Annotated in this window: 17 protein-coding genes and 1 tRNA gene; 8 read left to right on the top strand and 10 right to left on the bottom strand. The window is 49.5% G+C overall.

The genetic code is table 11. The annotated features are described in order from the left end of the window. Nucleotides 1–47 precede the first annotated feature (47 nt). Together AC3WQT_RS27850 and AC3WQT_RS27855 are read right to left on the bottom strand one after the other, a co-directional pair. Nucleotides 48–1,424, bottom strand: coding sequence for a DUF8370 family protein (locus tag AC3WQT_RS27850; protein WP_492709118.1), 1,377 nt, complete (start codon nt 1,422–1,424; stop codon nt 48–50). Nucleotides 1,425–1,695: 271 nt separating this feature from the next. Further along, a tRNA-Phe gene (locus AC3WQT_RS27855) sits at nt 1,696–1,771 on the bottom strand. 155 nt (nt 1,772–1,926) lie between these two features. Here AC3WQT_RS27855 and AC3WQT_RS27860 point away from each other — a divergent pair. The 6 genes from AC3WQT_RS27860 (at nt 1,927) to AC3WQT_RS27885 (ending at nt 8,053) form a co-directional block, all read left to right on the top strand. Continuing rightward, entirely contained in the window at nt 1,927–3,153 is a 1,227-nt protein-coding gene (locus AC3WQT_RS27860; protein ID WP_492709120.1) for a UbiH/UbiF family hydroxylase, read from the top strand. Nucleotides 3,154–3,297: 144 nt separating this feature from the next. Next, nucleotides 3,298–4,038 carry a DsbC family protein gene (locus AC3WQT_RS27865; RefSeq protein ID WP_492709121.1) on the top strand — a complete coding sequence of 247 codons (741 nt, stop codon included), beginning with the start codon at nt 3,298–3,300 and terminating at the stop codon, nt 4,036–4,038. Nucleotides 4,039–4,048: 10 nt separating this feature from the next. Then, nucleotides 4,049–4,663 (top strand): nucleotidyltransferase family protein, encoded by a 615-nt coding sequence (locus tag AC3WQT_RS27870; protein WP_492709123.1) that lies wholly within the window; start codon nt 4,049–4,051, stop codon nt 4,661–4,663. 222 nt (nt 4,664–4,885) lie between these two features. Beyond that, nucleotides 4,886–5,350: a DUF3429 domain-containing protein gene (locus AC3WQT_RS27875; protein WP_492709125.1), complete on the top strand. Its 465-nt coding sequence runs from the start codon at nt 4,886–4,888 to the stop codon at nt 5,348–5,350. Nucleotides 5,351–5,404: 54 nt separating this feature from the next. Next, a complete protein-coding gene (locus AC3WQT_RS27880) occupies nt 5,405–7,273 on the top strand; it encodes a M61 family metallopeptidase (RefSeq protein ID WP_492709127.1) in 1,869 nt (622 codons plus the stop codon). 147 nt (nt 7,274–7,420) lie between these two features. Then, complete coding sequence (locus tag AC3WQT_RS27885) at nt 7,421–8,053, top strand: hypothetical protein (protein WP_492709129.1); 633 nt, start codon at nt 7,421–7,423, stop codon at nt 8,051–8,053. Nucleotides 8,054–8,128: 75 nt separating this feature from the next. Here the strand turns inward: AC3WQT_RS27885 and trpC are convergent, their stop codons facing one another. The 6 genes from trpC to rpe all read right to left on the bottom strand — a co-directional run bounded on the left by trpC (nt 8,129) and on the right by rpe (nt 13,720). After that, entirely contained in the window at nt 8,129–8,929 is an 801-nt protein-coding gene (trpC, locus tag AC3WQT_RS27890; RefSeq protein WP_492709130.1) for an indole-3-glycerol phosphate synthase TrpC, read from the bottom strand. Between the two features lie 4 nt (nt 8,930–8,933). Then, on the bottom strand, nt 8,934–9,965 hold the full coding sequence (gene trpD, locus AC3WQT_RS27895) for an anthranilate phosphoribosyltransferase (RefSeq protein WP_492709132.1): 1,032 nt from the start codon (nt 9,963–9,965) through the stop codon (nt 8,934–8,936). Further along, a complete protein-coding gene (locus tag AC3WQT_RS27900) occupies nt 9,962–10,534 on the bottom strand; it encodes an anthranilate synthase component II (protein WP_110258194.1) in 573 nt (190 codons plus the stop codon). Before AC3WQT_RS27900 ends, trpD begins: the two co-directional genes overlap by 4 nt. Continuing rightward, a complete protein-coding gene (trpE, locus tag AC3WQT_RS27905) occupies nt 10,535–12,031 on the bottom strand; it encodes an anthranilate synthase component I (RefSeq protein ID WP_492709134.1) in 1,497 nt (498 codons plus the stop codon). A gap of 273 nt (nt 12,032–12,304) precedes the next feature. Then, nucleotides 12,305–12,988 carry a phosphoglycolate phosphatase gene (locus AC3WQT_RS27910; RefSeq protein ID WP_492709142.1) on the bottom strand — a complete coding sequence of 228 codons (684 nt, stop codon included), beginning with the start codon at nt 12,986–12,988 and terminating at the stop codon, nt 12,305–12,307. Between the two features lie 66 nt (nt 12,989–13,054). After that, on the bottom strand, nt 13,055–13,720 hold the full coding sequence (gene rpe, locus AC3WQT_RS27915) for a ribulose-phosphate 3-epimerase (protein ID WP_110258197.1): 666 nt from the start codon (nt 13,718–13,720) through the stop codon (nt 13,055–13,057). Nucleotides 13,721–13,823: 103 nt separating this feature from the next. Here rpe and apaG point away from each other — a divergent pair, with 103 nt between their 5' ends. Further along, entirely contained in the window at nt 13,824–14,198 is a 375-nt protein-coding gene (gene apaG / locus AC3WQT_RS27920; protein WP_110258198.1) for a Co2+/Mg2+ efflux protein ApaG, read from the top strand. Between the two features lie 18 nt (nt 14,199–14,216). On the opposite strand, the gene AC3WQT_RS27925 is transcribed toward apaG, so the two are convergent. Further along, nucleotides 14,217–14,369, bottom strand: coding sequence for a hypothetical protein (locus AC3WQT_RS27925; protein WP_492709136.1), 153 nt, complete (start codon nt 14,367–14,369; stop codon nt 14,217–14,219). A gap of 151 nt (nt 14,370–14,520) precedes the next feature. Between AC3WQT_RS27925 and AC3WQT_RS27930 the strand changes: the two genes are divergently transcribed. Then, nucleotides 14,521–15,297 carry an enoyl-CoA hydratase gene (locus AC3WQT_RS27930; protein ID WP_110258199.1) on the top strand — a complete coding sequence of 259 codons (777 nt, stop codon included), beginning with the start codon at nt 14,521–14,523 and terminating at the stop codon, nt 15,295–15,297. 11 nt (nt 15,298–15,308) lie between these two features. Here the strand turns inward: AC3WQT_RS27930 and AC3WQT_RS27935 are convergent. Next, a partial coding sequence (locus AC3WQT_RS27935) for a hypothetical protein (RefSeq protein WP_492709138.1) occupies nt 15,309–15,523 on the bottom strand: 215 nt, incomplete at its 5' end.

A 15,523-nucleotide genomic window follows, 5' to 3' on the forward strand; every position in this document is an offset into this window, starting at 1 on the left:
ATAATTTTTCAAACTTATCAGCACTATCTCTATTCATGGTTTTTCCCCTAAGATGGACAGCTTCGTCGAAATTCAATATATTTTTTCTTCAGTACTTCAATCGGGGCGCGTTGTTTGCTTTCAAAGACTTCAACCATTAACTTTAGATCTTCATCTGTTATTGAGATTATGCACTTTCTTTGAGATGACCAAAGATCAATTGTATTTGAGAACATCGCTTTATCTAGCGGATTTCGAGTTAAAAAGACCCCAAATCGTCCAATGCCACTTTGTAAGTATCGGTTCAATTGATTTATATGGTCTCGTTCGATTTTCCTGACATTTTTCATTTCGATAACGAGTTGTCGATTGTCATATTCAGTAAATATTTCATCTAAAAAATCGACATCTCTATTGTTATAGAAAATCAGATCTCTGATATGCCTGCCAGAATCTGTCCTGCTTTGCGTCTGCGCAAAATCAAGATGCGGATAAAACAATGAGGCCAATAATTCTGTGGCAAGGTCTTCGTACAACTTGTCCGCACCATCGTCCTTGCCTGACGGTAATTTTAAAATTTCATTTAATTTTCGTTTCGCGGATAGGACAGGAATTTGCGTGAAAAGTGGATCATTCTTACAGTCGTCTGACGTTTTACTTTTAGTTTTAATATATTCTTCAACCGTCCCATAGTTATCGCGGTTGAACGTCAGTACCTTTACCCTATCCTCGGGCTCGTTCGGATTGAATATTTCATCTCTTGGGCAATGATTTTTGAAATAGTCTTCATAATTTAACCATGGCGTAAAACGTAACCACCTTTTTGGAGTGAAGATGATCGGATCTTTGGTTACGGGATTGACTGGCAAATATAGTTTTTGGTTAGTATCTAAAGAGTTAGTTTTGTAATTGTAAATTGAGTCAACAATTACTCCCTCCATTGGAATTTTATGTGTTTCACATTGCTCAATTGTGAAATCTATTAGGAAGGATTTAATATAGTTGCATGCGATATCGCTCACTCGATCTTTAGATATTCCAGATACATAAAGTTGAATGATTTCAAAATGCGTAAAACCAAACTGGCTATACTCTGGAATTTTATTAAAGAGCTCCAGAATGCTATGGGCTTGATCCTTACCAATGCGGACGCCTCTGCGCGTTTTCGATGTGCCCAAACCCACTTCTTTGCATTCGGAAATTGTCGTTAAAATTTCCATCGCCTCTGGTTCGCGTCTTTTTTTTACGAGAAAATTCAGATGGTTAAAAGAATTGGTAATAGCAGTATGTAGCGCTTGATCTTGTAATGAGGGCGACTTCCATAACAAGAATGGGTCGACGTAAAGAGGGATGTCTTCATCCAAAAATTGAATTGCAAAATCCAATTCGGACTGACTCTTATAGATTCCATGGTGATCGGTTACCCTAGGTCTAATTAGATCCATACTGCCCAAATAAAGTTAAGTTAGAGTTTTTGTGAGTTTTGGATCACAAACTAAAATGTAGATTAAGCGTAGCAACTTAAAAATGCCAATAAGGAAACTATGTTAATGTATATTCGTATAACTAGAAGAACTAAATTTTGTTGGAGAATCTGGTTCTTTAATAGGTAATTGTTCAGAGGAATTGTAGAACAACAATGAGAATTGTAGAGCGAGCCACGAATAAAAAAAGGGCTTACATCGCTGTAAGCCCTTCTTTTTACTAAATATTCCTTGGTGGCCCGGGGCGGAATCGAACCACCGACACAAGGATTTTCAATCCTCTGCTCTACCGACTGAGCTACCAGGCCAAGACCAAGAATTATAGACATGTTGGGCATGGTTTGCAAGCTTTTTCTGAAAAAACCTGTGCTTCTCTCTATGATGGGGCTTTGATCTGGCGCATCGGGCAGGTGGGTGGGCTTCCCGTATAATGGGGCATTATCTGGTTTTTAATGGGGGACGAATGTCTGCTCAGGTGCGGGATTGCGATATTTGTATTGTTGGTAATGGGGCAGTGGGCAAGGCGGCTGCTTTAGGCTTTGCCCAGGCGGGTTTGCGTGTGAATTTGTTGTGCGCGCCGGGTTCTGGTGCGCCTGCTGTTATTCCTGGTTCGGCTCCTGGTTCAGTGCCTGCCTCTGCTGACTGGGATGTGCGAGTGTATGCACTGAACCATGTGGCGCATGATTTGCTGACTTCGCTGAAAGTTTGGGATGCGCTGGATCAGGCGCGGGTGGCACCAGTATCGGCCATGCAGGTGCAGGGTGGTGGTGTGGATGCGGGTAAGCTGGGCTTTGATGCTTATGGCGCGCATGTGAATGAACTGGCCTGGATTATCGAAGACAAGAATCTGAACCGGGCGCTGGATACTGCCTTGCGGTTCGCGCAAAACCTGGCGTTGGTGCAGGGACGAGCGCAACAACTAGTAGTTGATGCAGATGCGGCTCAGGTGACGTTGGATGATGGCAGCATCATACGTGCGTCTTTGCTTGTCGGTGCTGATGGTGCACAGTCCTGGGTACGTGGTGCTTGCGATATCGGTCTGGATTACCGCTCTTATGATCAGCAGGGCGTGGTTACCAATTTTGAATGTGCCAAACCGCATCATGGTGTTGCCCACCAATGGTTTGTGCAAGAACAGGGGATTATTGCCTTGCTGCCTTTGCCGGGTAATCGTGTATCACTGGTATGGTCGGCACCGGATGCGCTGGCGCAGACTTTATTGCGTGAACCCTTGTCGGCATTGGTTGAGCGCTTGATGCCATATTGTGGCGAGGTGTTGGGCGCTTTGCAGCCGTTGTTGCCAGAAGCGATCAAGGCTTTCCCGCTGCGCCTGATGCGACCGCACAGTATGATCGCGCCACGCGTTGCGCTGGTGGGAGATGCCGCGCATGCTGTGCATCCACTGGCGGGGCATGGTATGAACCTGGGTTTTGCTGATGTCGTTGATTTGCTGAAAGTGATTAAAGAAAAAGAAGCGCATCGCGATTGCGGTGATGCCCGTTTGCTGGGCCGTTACCAGCGTGCACGCAAGGAAGAAGTGATGCTGATGCTGGCGACTACAGACGGTCTGGCGCGCCTGTTTGCATCTGATTTGACGCCTTTGCGTACAATACGTGATCTGGGATTGAACTTGCTGGACCGGTTGCCAGTCATAAAGAACAAATTGATCGCCCACGCCATGGGGAAATAAACCTGCCTTACGGTGTGCATGAAAGTGTGTAAGTAAGTGTGTAAGTAAGTGTGCATGTAAGTTTGTGGCAATGAGTGCGACCAAATGACATGATCAGGCTTGATGGTTTCGCACAAGTCTGACGAAAATGAAAGAAGATTGAAAATGAAAAAAACGATACAAGGCTTGATGATCATGGCACTGGCTTTGACCAGCAGTGTGTTTGCGGCTGAGACAGCGCAAGAAGCCAGTGTGCGCAAGCTGATACAGCCTACCTTTCGTGAAGGCGTAAAAATTGATTCCGTGAGCAAGACGCCCTACTCGGGTTTGTTTGAAGTACGCATAGGCTCAGACATTTTGTATACCGATGAAAAGGCGCAATTCCTGTTCACCGGCGAAGTCATCGATGCAAAAAACGGTACGAATTACACCAAGGCCAGGATAGATGATTTGAGCAAGGTAAAATTTTCTGATTTGCCGCTGGAATCCGCCTTGAAGATGGTCAAGGGTGATGGCAAGCGCGTCATCGCCGTATTTGAAGACCCGAACTGTGGTTACTGCAAACAGTTCCGCAAGACGCTCAATACTCTGGATAACATCACGGTGTATACCTTCATGTATAACATCCTCGCCGATGATTCCAAGGTCAAATCCAAAAACATCTGGTGTTCTGCCGATCGCAACAAGGCCTGGGATGACTGGATGTTGCATGGCAAGGCAGCGCCAGAAGCGCCAGCTAATTGCAATACACCGAATGACAAAATTTTTGCCCTTGGTCAAAAGATGCGGGTCACCGGTACACCGTCAGTCATCTTCACTGATGGTAGCCGTGCACCAGGCATGGTAGATGTGAAAATGCTGGAGAGCAGGATTGCTGCGGCTGCCAGCGGCAATAAAGCCAACTAAAACTTTTGCTATGACGTCTTCGCCACGCTGGACAGGTATTTTGCTGGCAGCGGGGCGCGGTCGCCGTTTCGATACCAGTGGCCAGCAAGACAAGCTCTTGCAAAAGCTGGCTGATGGTAGATCCGTGGCGCAGCATAGTGCGCAGAATCTGTTGAATGCCATGCCGCAAGTTGTTGCGGTGTCGAGGCCAGATAATGCTGTGTTATCAGATCAATTGCAGGCAATGGGTATTGTGTGCCTGGTCTGTCTTGATGCTGATGCCGGTATGGCCAATTCACTTAAGCATGCGCTGCGCGCCACCGCAGACAGTGCTGGCTGGCTGATCGCGCTGGCAGACATGCCTGCAGTAAAACCTTCTACCATGACATTGCTCTTTGATGCGCTGCAGGCTGGGGCAGAGATCGTTGTACCTGTCTATCAGGGGCGGCGGGGTAATCCGGTTGGGTTTGCGCATAAATACCTGCCGCAATTAATGGATTTGCAGGGCGATGTCGGTGCCCGCAATCTCTTGCAGAGTGATTTGGTGACGCAAATAATGGTAGATGACCCTGGTATTCATCAGGATATTGATACCCCGGATGCCTTGATCAGCCATCTGGGCATGGTGGATAAGCCGGGGACTTAGTCTGCTGTAATCGATGTTTTTGTGATGAAAATCCTGCAAATAAAACATGTTTTCACAGATGATGGTAAAAATGCCCATGGATTTCCCACAATTTTTCACTTTCCCTGCTGTTTTGTTACTTCTAAATAGCTTGTGGATATATCTATACAACTAAAATAACCATAGAATAGCGGTTTTCTTCCACCTGATTTAGAAGTGGCGGTATTGGTGCTGCCAAAATGTATGGATAATCTTAATCAAAAACTGGCAATACGGATAGGTTTTGCCGGGCTTGCACCATTTATCTTTTTGACGCTGGCTTGCTGGATCGTGCATCCAGACTGGTTGGGGGCTCTGATCAAGGCACAACTGCATTATGGCATTGTGATTTTGTCTTTTCTTGGTGGCCTGCATTGGGGCGTAGCTCTCATGGCAGGTGGCGGACATGAGAATGAAAACAAAAAAGTACTGATCTGGGGCGTGGTTCCCATTATTATTGCCTGGCTGTTTTTGAACCATATGCTCATCGGTTTTATCGTGCAGGTTGCCGGTTTTATCGCGACCTACAAGATAGACAAGCGTCTCTATCAATCTTATGGCGTGCCAGCATGGTTTATCAGTTTGCGTTTACAACTGACACGTGCAGTCGTAGGGGCGCAGCTCTTTACTTTTATTGCGGCCAATGTGCGTAATTACACCGCGTCATAAAATACTGCTCTCACTTCAGCACTCATTATTTAAGAAACAGAAAGATCGTTCAGAATGAAAAAAACGATAACAACAAAGAGACAAGTGACGAACGTGTCTGTATCAGCACATGCACTGGCATATACCATCGTCCCAAAGGACCTGGCCGGACATATGTACCAGGTCACGCTGGATATCGCAGCACCTGATGCCGATGGCCAGATCGTCAGCTTGCCTGCATGGATACCCGGCAGCTATATGGTGCGTGAATTTGCCCGCAATATCGTGCAGATCAAGGCTAGCTGTGAAGGCAAAAAAGTCACACTGAAAAAGCTCGACAAACATACCTGGCAGGCTGCGCCTTGCAAAGGCACTTTGCGTATCACTTATGAAGTCTATGCCTGGGATTTGTCAGTACGTGCAGCGCACCTTGATCAAAGCCACGGCTTCTTCAATGGCACCAGCGTATTTTTGAGTGTGCATGGCCAGGAGATGAGCCCGCATGTAGTCGATATCCAGCGCTCTGAAGATATCGCATGCAAAACATGGCGCGTTGCCACGTCCTTGCCTGAGCTGAAAGCCAAACGCTATGGCTTTGGCACTTATGTGGCCGCCAATTATGATGAGCTGATCGATCACCCGGTTGAAATGGGTGATTTTGCCTTGGCGACATTTGATGCGTACGGCATCTCGCATGATTTTGTGGTCACTGGCAAAGTACCAAATATGGACATGGAGCGCATGGTCGCTGATGTACAAAAAATCTGCGAAAGCCAGATCGCCTTCTTTGAGCCGCGTACCAAGAAAGCACCGATGGACCGCTATGTCTTCATGACCATGGTGGTCGGCGAAGGTTATGGCGGTCTGGAGCATCGTGCTTCTACCGCGCTGATTTGCAACCGCACTGATTTGCCAGTCAAACACCATGCAGAAATGAGCGATGGCTATCGTGGCTTTTTGGGCCTGTGCAGCCATGAATATTTCCACACCTGGAACGTCAAGCGCATCAAGCCTGCGGCCTTTGCCAGCTATGATTTGCGTCACGAAAACTACACCAGCCTGCTGTGGGTATTTGAAGGTTTCACCAGCTACTATGATGACCTGATGCTGGTACGCGCAGGCGTGATTGATGAAGCTGCTTACTTCAAGTTGCTGGCCAAGACCATCAATATGGTGACACGTGGTAGCGGTCGTACAAAGCAAAGCGTGGCCGAATCCAGCTTCGATGCCTGGACCAAGTATTATCGCCAGGACGAAAATTCACCGAATGCGATAGTCAGCTATTACACCAAGGGTTCTTTGGTGGCATTGGGCCTGGATTTGATGATACGCGCAGAAACTGCGGGTAAAAAATCCCTTGATGACGTCATGCGCGCCATGTGGCAAAAATTTGGCCGTGACTTTTATGAGCGCAGCCTGTCAGGTAAGCAACAAGGCCTGGGTGAAACTGAGTTTGAAAGCCTGGTTGAGCAAGTCACTGGCGTAAACGTACGTCGCTTCCTCGACAAGCATGTGCGTGGCACTGAAGACGTGCCGCTGGCAAGTCTGTATGCAGACTTCGCCTTGCAGGTAAGCGATGGCAGTGCAAGCAAAAAAGCCAGCCTCGGTGTGCGCGTGGTGCGTGATGGTAATGACTGTAAGATCGCCAATGTACATGAAGGCCGTGCAGCACATGTCGCCGGTTTGTCGCCAAACGATATCATCATCTCCATCAATGGTCTGCGTGTAAGCGCGGCAGATGCAGCCGATAGTTTGGCTACGGCACTGGGCCGCTATCGCGTTGGCGAGACGGTGCAGATTCATGCTTTCCGCCGCGATGAATTGCTGACTGTGCAGGCTAAATTGCAGGCAGATGATGTGCCAGCCGTGACTTTGACTGTACTGGCAGCAGGCAAGTCTGCTGGTTTGGTGAGACCAAGCTTTCAGAAGTCTGGCAAGAAGTAAGTTGTAAACTGCATCTGATATCTGATAAGGCGCCGTACAGTGACTTACTGTACGGCGTTTTTTTATCTGGTATTTCTGCCGCGCAGGCGCTGAACTTTCTGCTATATGATTGTGTCATACCAAATTACTACCTCAGTCTGGGCTTGCATGACAGTGTCACCTTCTTACCCGCAGCAAGCGCTATGGCAAAAGTCCCTTAACTGGGCAGGGATAATTCTATTGCACCTGATCTTGTTGTTGGGTTTGCGGCAGATACACTGGCGGTATGTAAATAAGCAGGATGAGTTGGTGTATCTGGATGTCAGTATGGTGCAGCCTGTGCCAAAACCTCCTCTTCAAGCTAAGCCTGAAACCCAGCCTGAAGTTGTCCGGGTACCCAGGATAGTCACGCCCGAATTGCCTTCTGTCCGTAAAAAGAACAGAGCGACTTCTGCGAACGCATCGCCTGAACCCCTGAGCTTTCCTGTCACTGATGTGCCAGCTACTCAAGTTGCGACAGAGAGTAAATCAGCGTCGCTGGATCTCGAAGCCTTGCGGCGCGGTGCTGTTGCGAATGACAAGAAGCAGCGTTTGAAAGAGCCCGCATTGGCTTTTAGTCAGCCTGTCACTGAATTGAAAATGGAAGAAAAATTTGGCAGGGATGTCGCGGATGCCAAACGCAAAAACTGCATGAATGCGTATTCTCAAGGGGCGAGAATAGGTAATGTCGCTATATCTGGTTTGCTTGTCGCTGGAGTGATCGTGGCGGATACGGTAAGTGGGAAGGGATGTAAGTGGTGATTGGAAATTCGCAAAGCCATGCTTTGCGAATCCCTGACATCATTCTTTGATAAGAAAGGAAATAGAATTCAGCAATCAGCCAAACACCTTCGCCAGTTCTGCCCCTGGATTCTCCGCCCGCATAAAAGCCTCGCCCACCAAAAATCCATGCACATTAGCCTCCCGCATGCGGGTGACATCAGCAACTGACATGATGCCGGATTCGGTAATCACCAGTTTGTCTGGCGTAATCCTTGGCAGCAAACCTATTGTCGTATCCAGCGACACTTCAAAAGTACGCAGGTTACGGTTGTTGATGCCCAGCATGGCGGTCTTGAGTTTTAGCGCGGCTTCCAGTTCTTGCGCATCATGTACTTCTACCAGAACGCCCATGCCCAGTTCATGCGCGCAGGCTTCCAGGTCGGCCATCAGGCCATGATCAAGCGCAGAGACGATGAGCAGGATGCAGTCCGCTCCCCAATGTCTGGCCTGGTAGATCTGGTAAGGATCGATCATGAAGTCTTTGCGCAATGCTGGCAGGGTGCAAGCTGCGCGCGCCTGTTGCAGGTATTCGGGCGCACCCTGGAAGAACTGCATATCAGTCAGTACCGACAAACAGGCCGCACCATGTTCAGCATAGCTTTGCGCAATCTCTGCCGGATGAAAATCTGGGCGCAGCACACCTTTGGAAGGCGAGGCTTTTTTAATCTCCGCAATGACCGCTGCTTTGCCTGCCGCAATCTTGCTACGCAAGCTGCCTTCAAAACTGCGCAGATCTGCTTGCGCTTCCTTGTTGCTCTCCACTTCTGCACGCAGGCTGGCAAAGGATTGATATTTCTTTGCCGCCGCCACTTCATCGGCTTTGACTGTCAGGATTTTATTTAAAATGTCAGACATGCGCTTACTTCCCTAATTGCTGGGTGACTTCAATAAACTGTTCCAGCTTGGCTTTGGCTGCACCGGATGCGATCGCTGCTTGTGCCAGTTTGACGCCATCTGCAATCGACGTGGCTATGCCCGCACCATACAAGGCAGTACCGGCATTGAGGGCGACGATATCAGTTGCTGCGCCTTCAACATTGTTCATCACTTCAAGTATCTTGGCTTTTGATTCGTCTGCGCCAGAGACACGCAGATTGCGGTTGGATACCATCTGCAAACCAAAGTCTTCCGGGTGGATATCATATTCGCGGATTTCGCCATTCACCAGTTCACCCACCATGGTTGGTGCACCGAGTGAGACCTCATCCATATTGTCACGCCCCCAGACTACCAGCGCATGTTGTGCGCCAAGTCTTTGTAAGACGCGTACCTGTATGCCGACCAGGTCAGGGTGGAATACGCCCATCAAAATATTTGGCGCACCTGCCGGATTCGTTAATGGCCCCAGGATATTGAAGATGGTGCGCACGCCCAGTTCACGTCTTACTGGCGCCGCATGTTTCATCGCAGCATGGTGGTTAGGTGCAAACATGAAGCCTATGCCGGTTTGTGCTATCGACTGGGCAATCTGCTCAGGTTTAAGATTGATATTCGCGCCCAATGATTCGAGCACATCGGCACTACCGGAAGAAGAGGAGACGCTACGTCCGCCATGTTTGGCAACACGGGCGCCAGCAGCAGCCGTGACAAACATGGATGCGGTAGAAATATTGAAGGTATGCGCACCATCGCCACCTGTACCAACGATATCGATCATGTTGTCCGTATTTGCCAATGGTACCTTGGTTGAGAATTCGCGCATGACCTGGGCTGCTGCGGTGATCTCGCCTATGCTTTCTTTCTTGACGCGCAAGCCCATGGTCAGCGCGGTGATCATGACTGGCGACATTTCGCCACCCATCAGTTTGCGGAACAGGAACAGCATTTCATCGTGAAAAATTTCACGGTGTTCGATCAGGCGTGTCAGTGCTTCTTGTTGTGAGATGGTCATGATGCGGTTCCAGTCAAAAAGTTTTTCAGCAGGGCGTGGCCATGCTCGGACAAGATGGATTCGGGGTGGAATTGGACGCCCTCTAGATTGAATTCCTTATGGCGCACACCCATGATTTCGCCATCATCTGTCCATGCGGTCACTTCCAGGCAATCCGGCAGGCTGGCGCGTTCTATCGCCAGCGAGTGGTAACGGGTAATCGTGTAAGGGCTGGGCAAATTCCTGAAGACGCCAACACCAGTATGGGCAATGGCAGAAGTCTTGCCATGCATGACTTGCTTGGCACGGATGACCTTGCCGCCAAATGCTGCACCTATGGCCTGGTGACCAAGGCAGACACCCAGAATAGGTGTCTTACCGGCAAAGCGTTCTATAACGGCGATGGAAACACCAGCCTCAGCCGGTGTGCAGGGGCCGGGCGAAATGCAGATATGATCAGGCTTCAAGGCTTCAATCTCTTCTATCGTAATTTCATCATTACGGTAGGTACGCACATCTTCACCCAGCTCGGCAAAATACTGCACCAGGTTGTAGGTGAAGGAATCGTAGTTGTCTATCATCAGTAACATTTAAATTTCTCCATCCAGGCCATCTTGCACTTGTTCTGCTGCACGCAATACTGCGCGTGCCTTGTTTTCAGTTTCCTGCCATTCCATTTCTGGTACTGAATCTGCCACTACGCCAGCTGCTGCCTGCACATACAGCATGCCGTCTTTCAATACGCCGGTGCGTATCGCAATCGCCAGGTCCATTTCGCCACCAAAGGACAGGTAACCGCAGGCACCGCCATAAATGCCGCGTTTTACAGGTTCCAGTTCATCGATGAGTTCCATGGCCCTGACTTTCGGCGCGCCAGACAAAGTGCCAGCCGGGAAGGTGGCTTTCAATACATCAAGGTTGGACAGGTTGGCTTGCAGGACACCCTCTACATTCGAGACTATGTGTTGTACATGCGAGTATTTTTCTATGACCATCTGGTCAGTGACCTTGACGCTGCCAGTCTGGGCGATGCGGCCTATGTCATTGCGGGCCAGGTCTATCAGCATCACGTGTTCGGCGATTTCTTTCGGGTCGGCCAGTAACTCTTTTGCCAGTTCTGCATCGCGTTCTGGTGTCGCACCGCGTGGGCGGGTACCAGCCAGTGGACGTATCGTGACCTTCTTGCTGCCATCATTCAGACTTTCATTGCGCACCAGAATTTCTGGCGATGCACCGATGATTTGCATATCGCCAAAATTATAGAAATACATATAAGGAGATGGGTTCAGTGAACGCAGTGCGCGATACAGTGACAACGGTGAATCGACATAGGGTTTCTTGATGCGCTGGCCAACCTGCACCTGCATGAGGTCACCAGCCATGATGTATTCCTTGGCTTTTTCTACTGCCTTCAGGTAATCATCCTTGGCAAAGTCGCGTATCGACTCTGTACGGACAGACGCTGATGTGACCGGAGCATCAACGCTACGGCGCAGCATGGCGCGCAAGTCTTTCAGGCGTTGGCGGGCTTTGGACCAGGCTTCTGGCTGGGTAGGGTCGGCATACACGATGAGGTAGAGTTTGCCAGATACATTGTCAATGACGGCCAGTTCTTCGGTCAGCAATAACTGGATTTCTGGTAAGCCCAGATCATCTTTTGGCGCCTTGCCAGCCAGGCGTTTTTCTACATGGCGCACGGCATCGTAACCAAAGTAGCCAGCCAGACCGCCACAGAAACGGGGCAGGCCAGGGCGCAATGCCACCTTGAAACGCGCCTGGAATTCAGCAATGAAATCCAGCGGGTTCATGTCGCGGCTTTCGATGATCTGGCCATTTTTCAGGACTTCGACTTTGTCGCCAAAGCTGCGCACCAGGGTATTGGCAGGCAGGCCTATGAAGGAATAGCGGCCAAAACGCTCGCCACCCATGACGGATTCAAGCAAGAAGGTATTCTTGCCAGCATTCTGGGTTTGCGCGAGTTTCAGATACAGGGTGAGCGGGGTTTCCAGATCGGCGAAGGCTTCCGCAATCATGGGGATACGGTTGTAGCCTTGCGCGGCCAACGATTTGAATTCGAGTTCGGTCATGGTTTTCTTTCAACCGCCTGCCTGTTCCTGAAACTTATGCACGCGTCTGCAACAGCAGCCAGCAGCGCACGCAAATTCGCTCAAGAGAGTGTGGACGGGTAAGACAGATTGATATAACAAGCAAGAAGATGTGCTGGGGATGTGCACAGCCACTCGCGGCATTCGTGTATTAACAGAATTGCCAGCGTCGCCATAGCCAGGCCTCAAAAGTGCCTGGAGTGATCATGGAACGTTTGTTATCGATGAACATTCGTTATGTGAATGGTTTGAAAGTCAATGAGAGTTTTTTGCTGACAGCAGTTGTGCTGCTACCAACAGGGTTTCGACTATACCATCACTTTGAATATTTTGTACAGCTTCACCGTGGTTGTATCCATACGGCACTGTCAAGACCGGGCAACCGGCAGCGCGGGCGGCAATCGCATCATTGCTGGAATCACCTAAGGCCAGCACTTGTGACGGGGGCAATTCCATAGCCTTGCAGGCTTCCAGCATGGGCAGGGGATCAGGTTTCTTTTTTGTAAAGCTGTCGCCACCATAGACTTGCTCAAAATAATGGAGTATTTCCTTCTTTTGCATCAAGGGCAGTGCAAAGGCCAGTGGCTTATTGGTAACGCAGACCAGACGCAGACCCAGATCGCGCATGGCTTGCAGGCCTTCGTGCACCTGTGGGTAAAGCTGACTGTGGTCACCATTGATACTCAGATAATGACGCTGGTAAGCAGCCAGTGCATCATTGAAACGTGCTGTCGCGCCATCCGCATCAAAATCCACGGATAAAACTTTATGGATAAGATTTTCAGAACCCTTGCCCACCATGGTCTTGATGACATCCAGCGTTAGCGGTGCCAGTGCAAAGTCCTCGCGCATGCGGTTGATGGCAACCAGGAAGTCTGGTGCGGTATCTATCATGGTGCCATCGAGGTCGATGATGGCGGCTTTGATGTGGCTGAACATGGAGGGGGCGATCAGATATAGGCTTTCCACCTCTTGCGGTGAAAAGCCTGTGGATGAATTTGAGAATTAAACCTTGGACAACTCAACACGCATGGCATCAATGATGGCCTTGTAGTCGGGTTTGCCAAATATGGCAGAACCGGCAACAAAGGTATCGGCGCCGGCGCGGGCTATCTCGGCGATGTTCTCGATTTTGACGCCGCCATCCACTTCCAGCATGATGTCGCGGCCAGATTCATCAATGATCTTGCGGGCTTGTGCGATTTTCTTCAGTGTATGCGGGATAAAGGTCTGGCCGCCAAAGCCGGGGTTGATCGACATGATCAAAACGATATCAACTTTATCGATGACGTTTTCCAGTACATGCAGCGGTGTCGCCGGGTTGAATACCAGGCCAGCCTTGCAGCCATGATCGCGTATGGTTTGCAGGCTGCGGTCTATATGTTCCGACGCTTCCGGGTGGAAGGTGATGATATTTGCGCCCGCCTTGGCAAAGTCAGGGATGATGCGGTCTACCGGCTTGACCATCAGATGCACGTCGATAGGCACTTGCACATGCGGGCGTATCGCTTCGCACACCATAGGGCCTATGGTCAGGTTGGGCACATAATGATTGTCCATCACATCAAAATGGATCATGTCAGCGCCAGCGGCGACAACATTGCGGACTTCTTCTCCCAGACGGGCGAAATCGGCAGACAATATACTGGGAGCAATGCGGAAAGTAGTCATGATGGAATCGTGCTTGAAAAAGATATGCTATTTTACCTTGTGAGGGCAAGCGGCGGCTGTCTTCGTCTGGCACAATGAACATAGTTCATCATGAAAGAAAATTATGGCAGCGTATGAAATAAGTGTATCGGTGGCGACCCAATACCTGAAAGACCAGTCCGATCCTGAGCAAAACAATTTCGTTTTTGCCTACACTATCACCATCAAGAATACCGGCACCGTGGCGGCGCAAGTCATTTCACGCCACTGGATCATTACCGATAGCACCAACCATGTAGAAGAAGTCAAGGGCCTGGGCGTGGTCGGCCATCAACCCTTTCTCGCACCAGGGCAAAGCTTTGAATACACCAGCGGCAGTTCATTGAGAACACCCCAGGGTAGCATGAAGGGCACTTATTTCTGCGTGGCAGAAGATGCTCATCGCTTTGAGGCAGAGATACCCGAATTTGTTTTGTCTTTGCCGCGCACCCTGCATTGATGCAGATACGGAGCAGGCCTATTGCGGATTTTCAATATCCTTGCTTTGTTCTATGGTTTTTTTATCTTCTTTGGGTGGTGTTTCTGGCGCACGGCCATGAAACATCGTCCACCAGACGATAAAAATCAGCATGAACATCGCTACGCCTGCTTCCAGCGCTAATAACCACATTGCATCCACCTCGCTTAATAAACTAAGCGCATTGTACCTGCTAATTTGTGTGCTTATTTGCGCACCTTATTACAGGCGCTGGTCCGGCGCATTACAATAGATAGACCGGCATTCATGCTGCATACCCCTCTTAATAAAATCAGGAGCATCTATGACATACGAATGTATTTTGACTGAAACCCGCGACAAAGTCGGCTTGATCACCCTGAACCGCCCCAAGGCCATGAATGCGCTGAACGACCAGCTCATGGATGAGCTGGGCCTGGCACTCAAAGCTTTCGACAAGGATGAAAACATCCACTGCATCATCCTGACAGGTAGCGAAAAAGCCTTTGCCGCTGGTGCTGACATCGCCGCCATGGTCGGTTACAGCTTCATGGATGCCTATAAGGACGACTACATCACCCGCAACTGGGAAACCATGCGTCAGATCCGCAAACCAGTCATCGCAGCTGTTGCCGGTTATGCCCTGGGTGGTGGTTGCGAAGTCGCCATGATGTGTGACTTCATCATCGCTGCTGAAAATGCCAAATTTGGCCAGCCAGAAATCAAGCTGGGCACTTTGCCTGGTGCTGGTGGCACACAGCGCCTGCCACGCGCGATCTCCAAATCCAAAGCCATGGACATGTGCCTGACCGCGCGCATGATGGATGTGGTTGAAGCAGAACGCGCAGGCCTGGTATCCCGTGTTGTGCCTTTGGACAAGCTGATGGAAGAAGCTTTCGCTGCAGCGAATGTGATCGCTTCCATGTCCCTGCCCATCATCATGATGGCCAAGGAATCCGTCAACCGTGCTTATGAAACTACGCTGTCAGAAGGCATACAGTATGAACGTCGTTTATTCCAGGCGAGTTTTGGTACGGAAGACCAGAAAGAAGGCATGCAAGCCTTCCTGGAGAAGCGTCCGGCGGTATTCAAGAATAAGTAATTTGTCTTTAGTTATATAGAGACTATATAGAGGCGCTCCATATATGACGCGCCTCTATAAATTAAATCAGATTCATACAGATCTAAAAAATGCATCTCTTCCGCAGATGCCCATTCACAGACATATCCATAAATAGTAAGAAAGCAAAAGGGTGCGCGCAGCGCACCCCTGATTTTGCTTTTCCACAAACGGCTAAATAATTTACGTCGGGGTCTTGCAAAGTAGG

The organism is Undibacterium sp. FW305-107 (assembly GCF_058788535.1).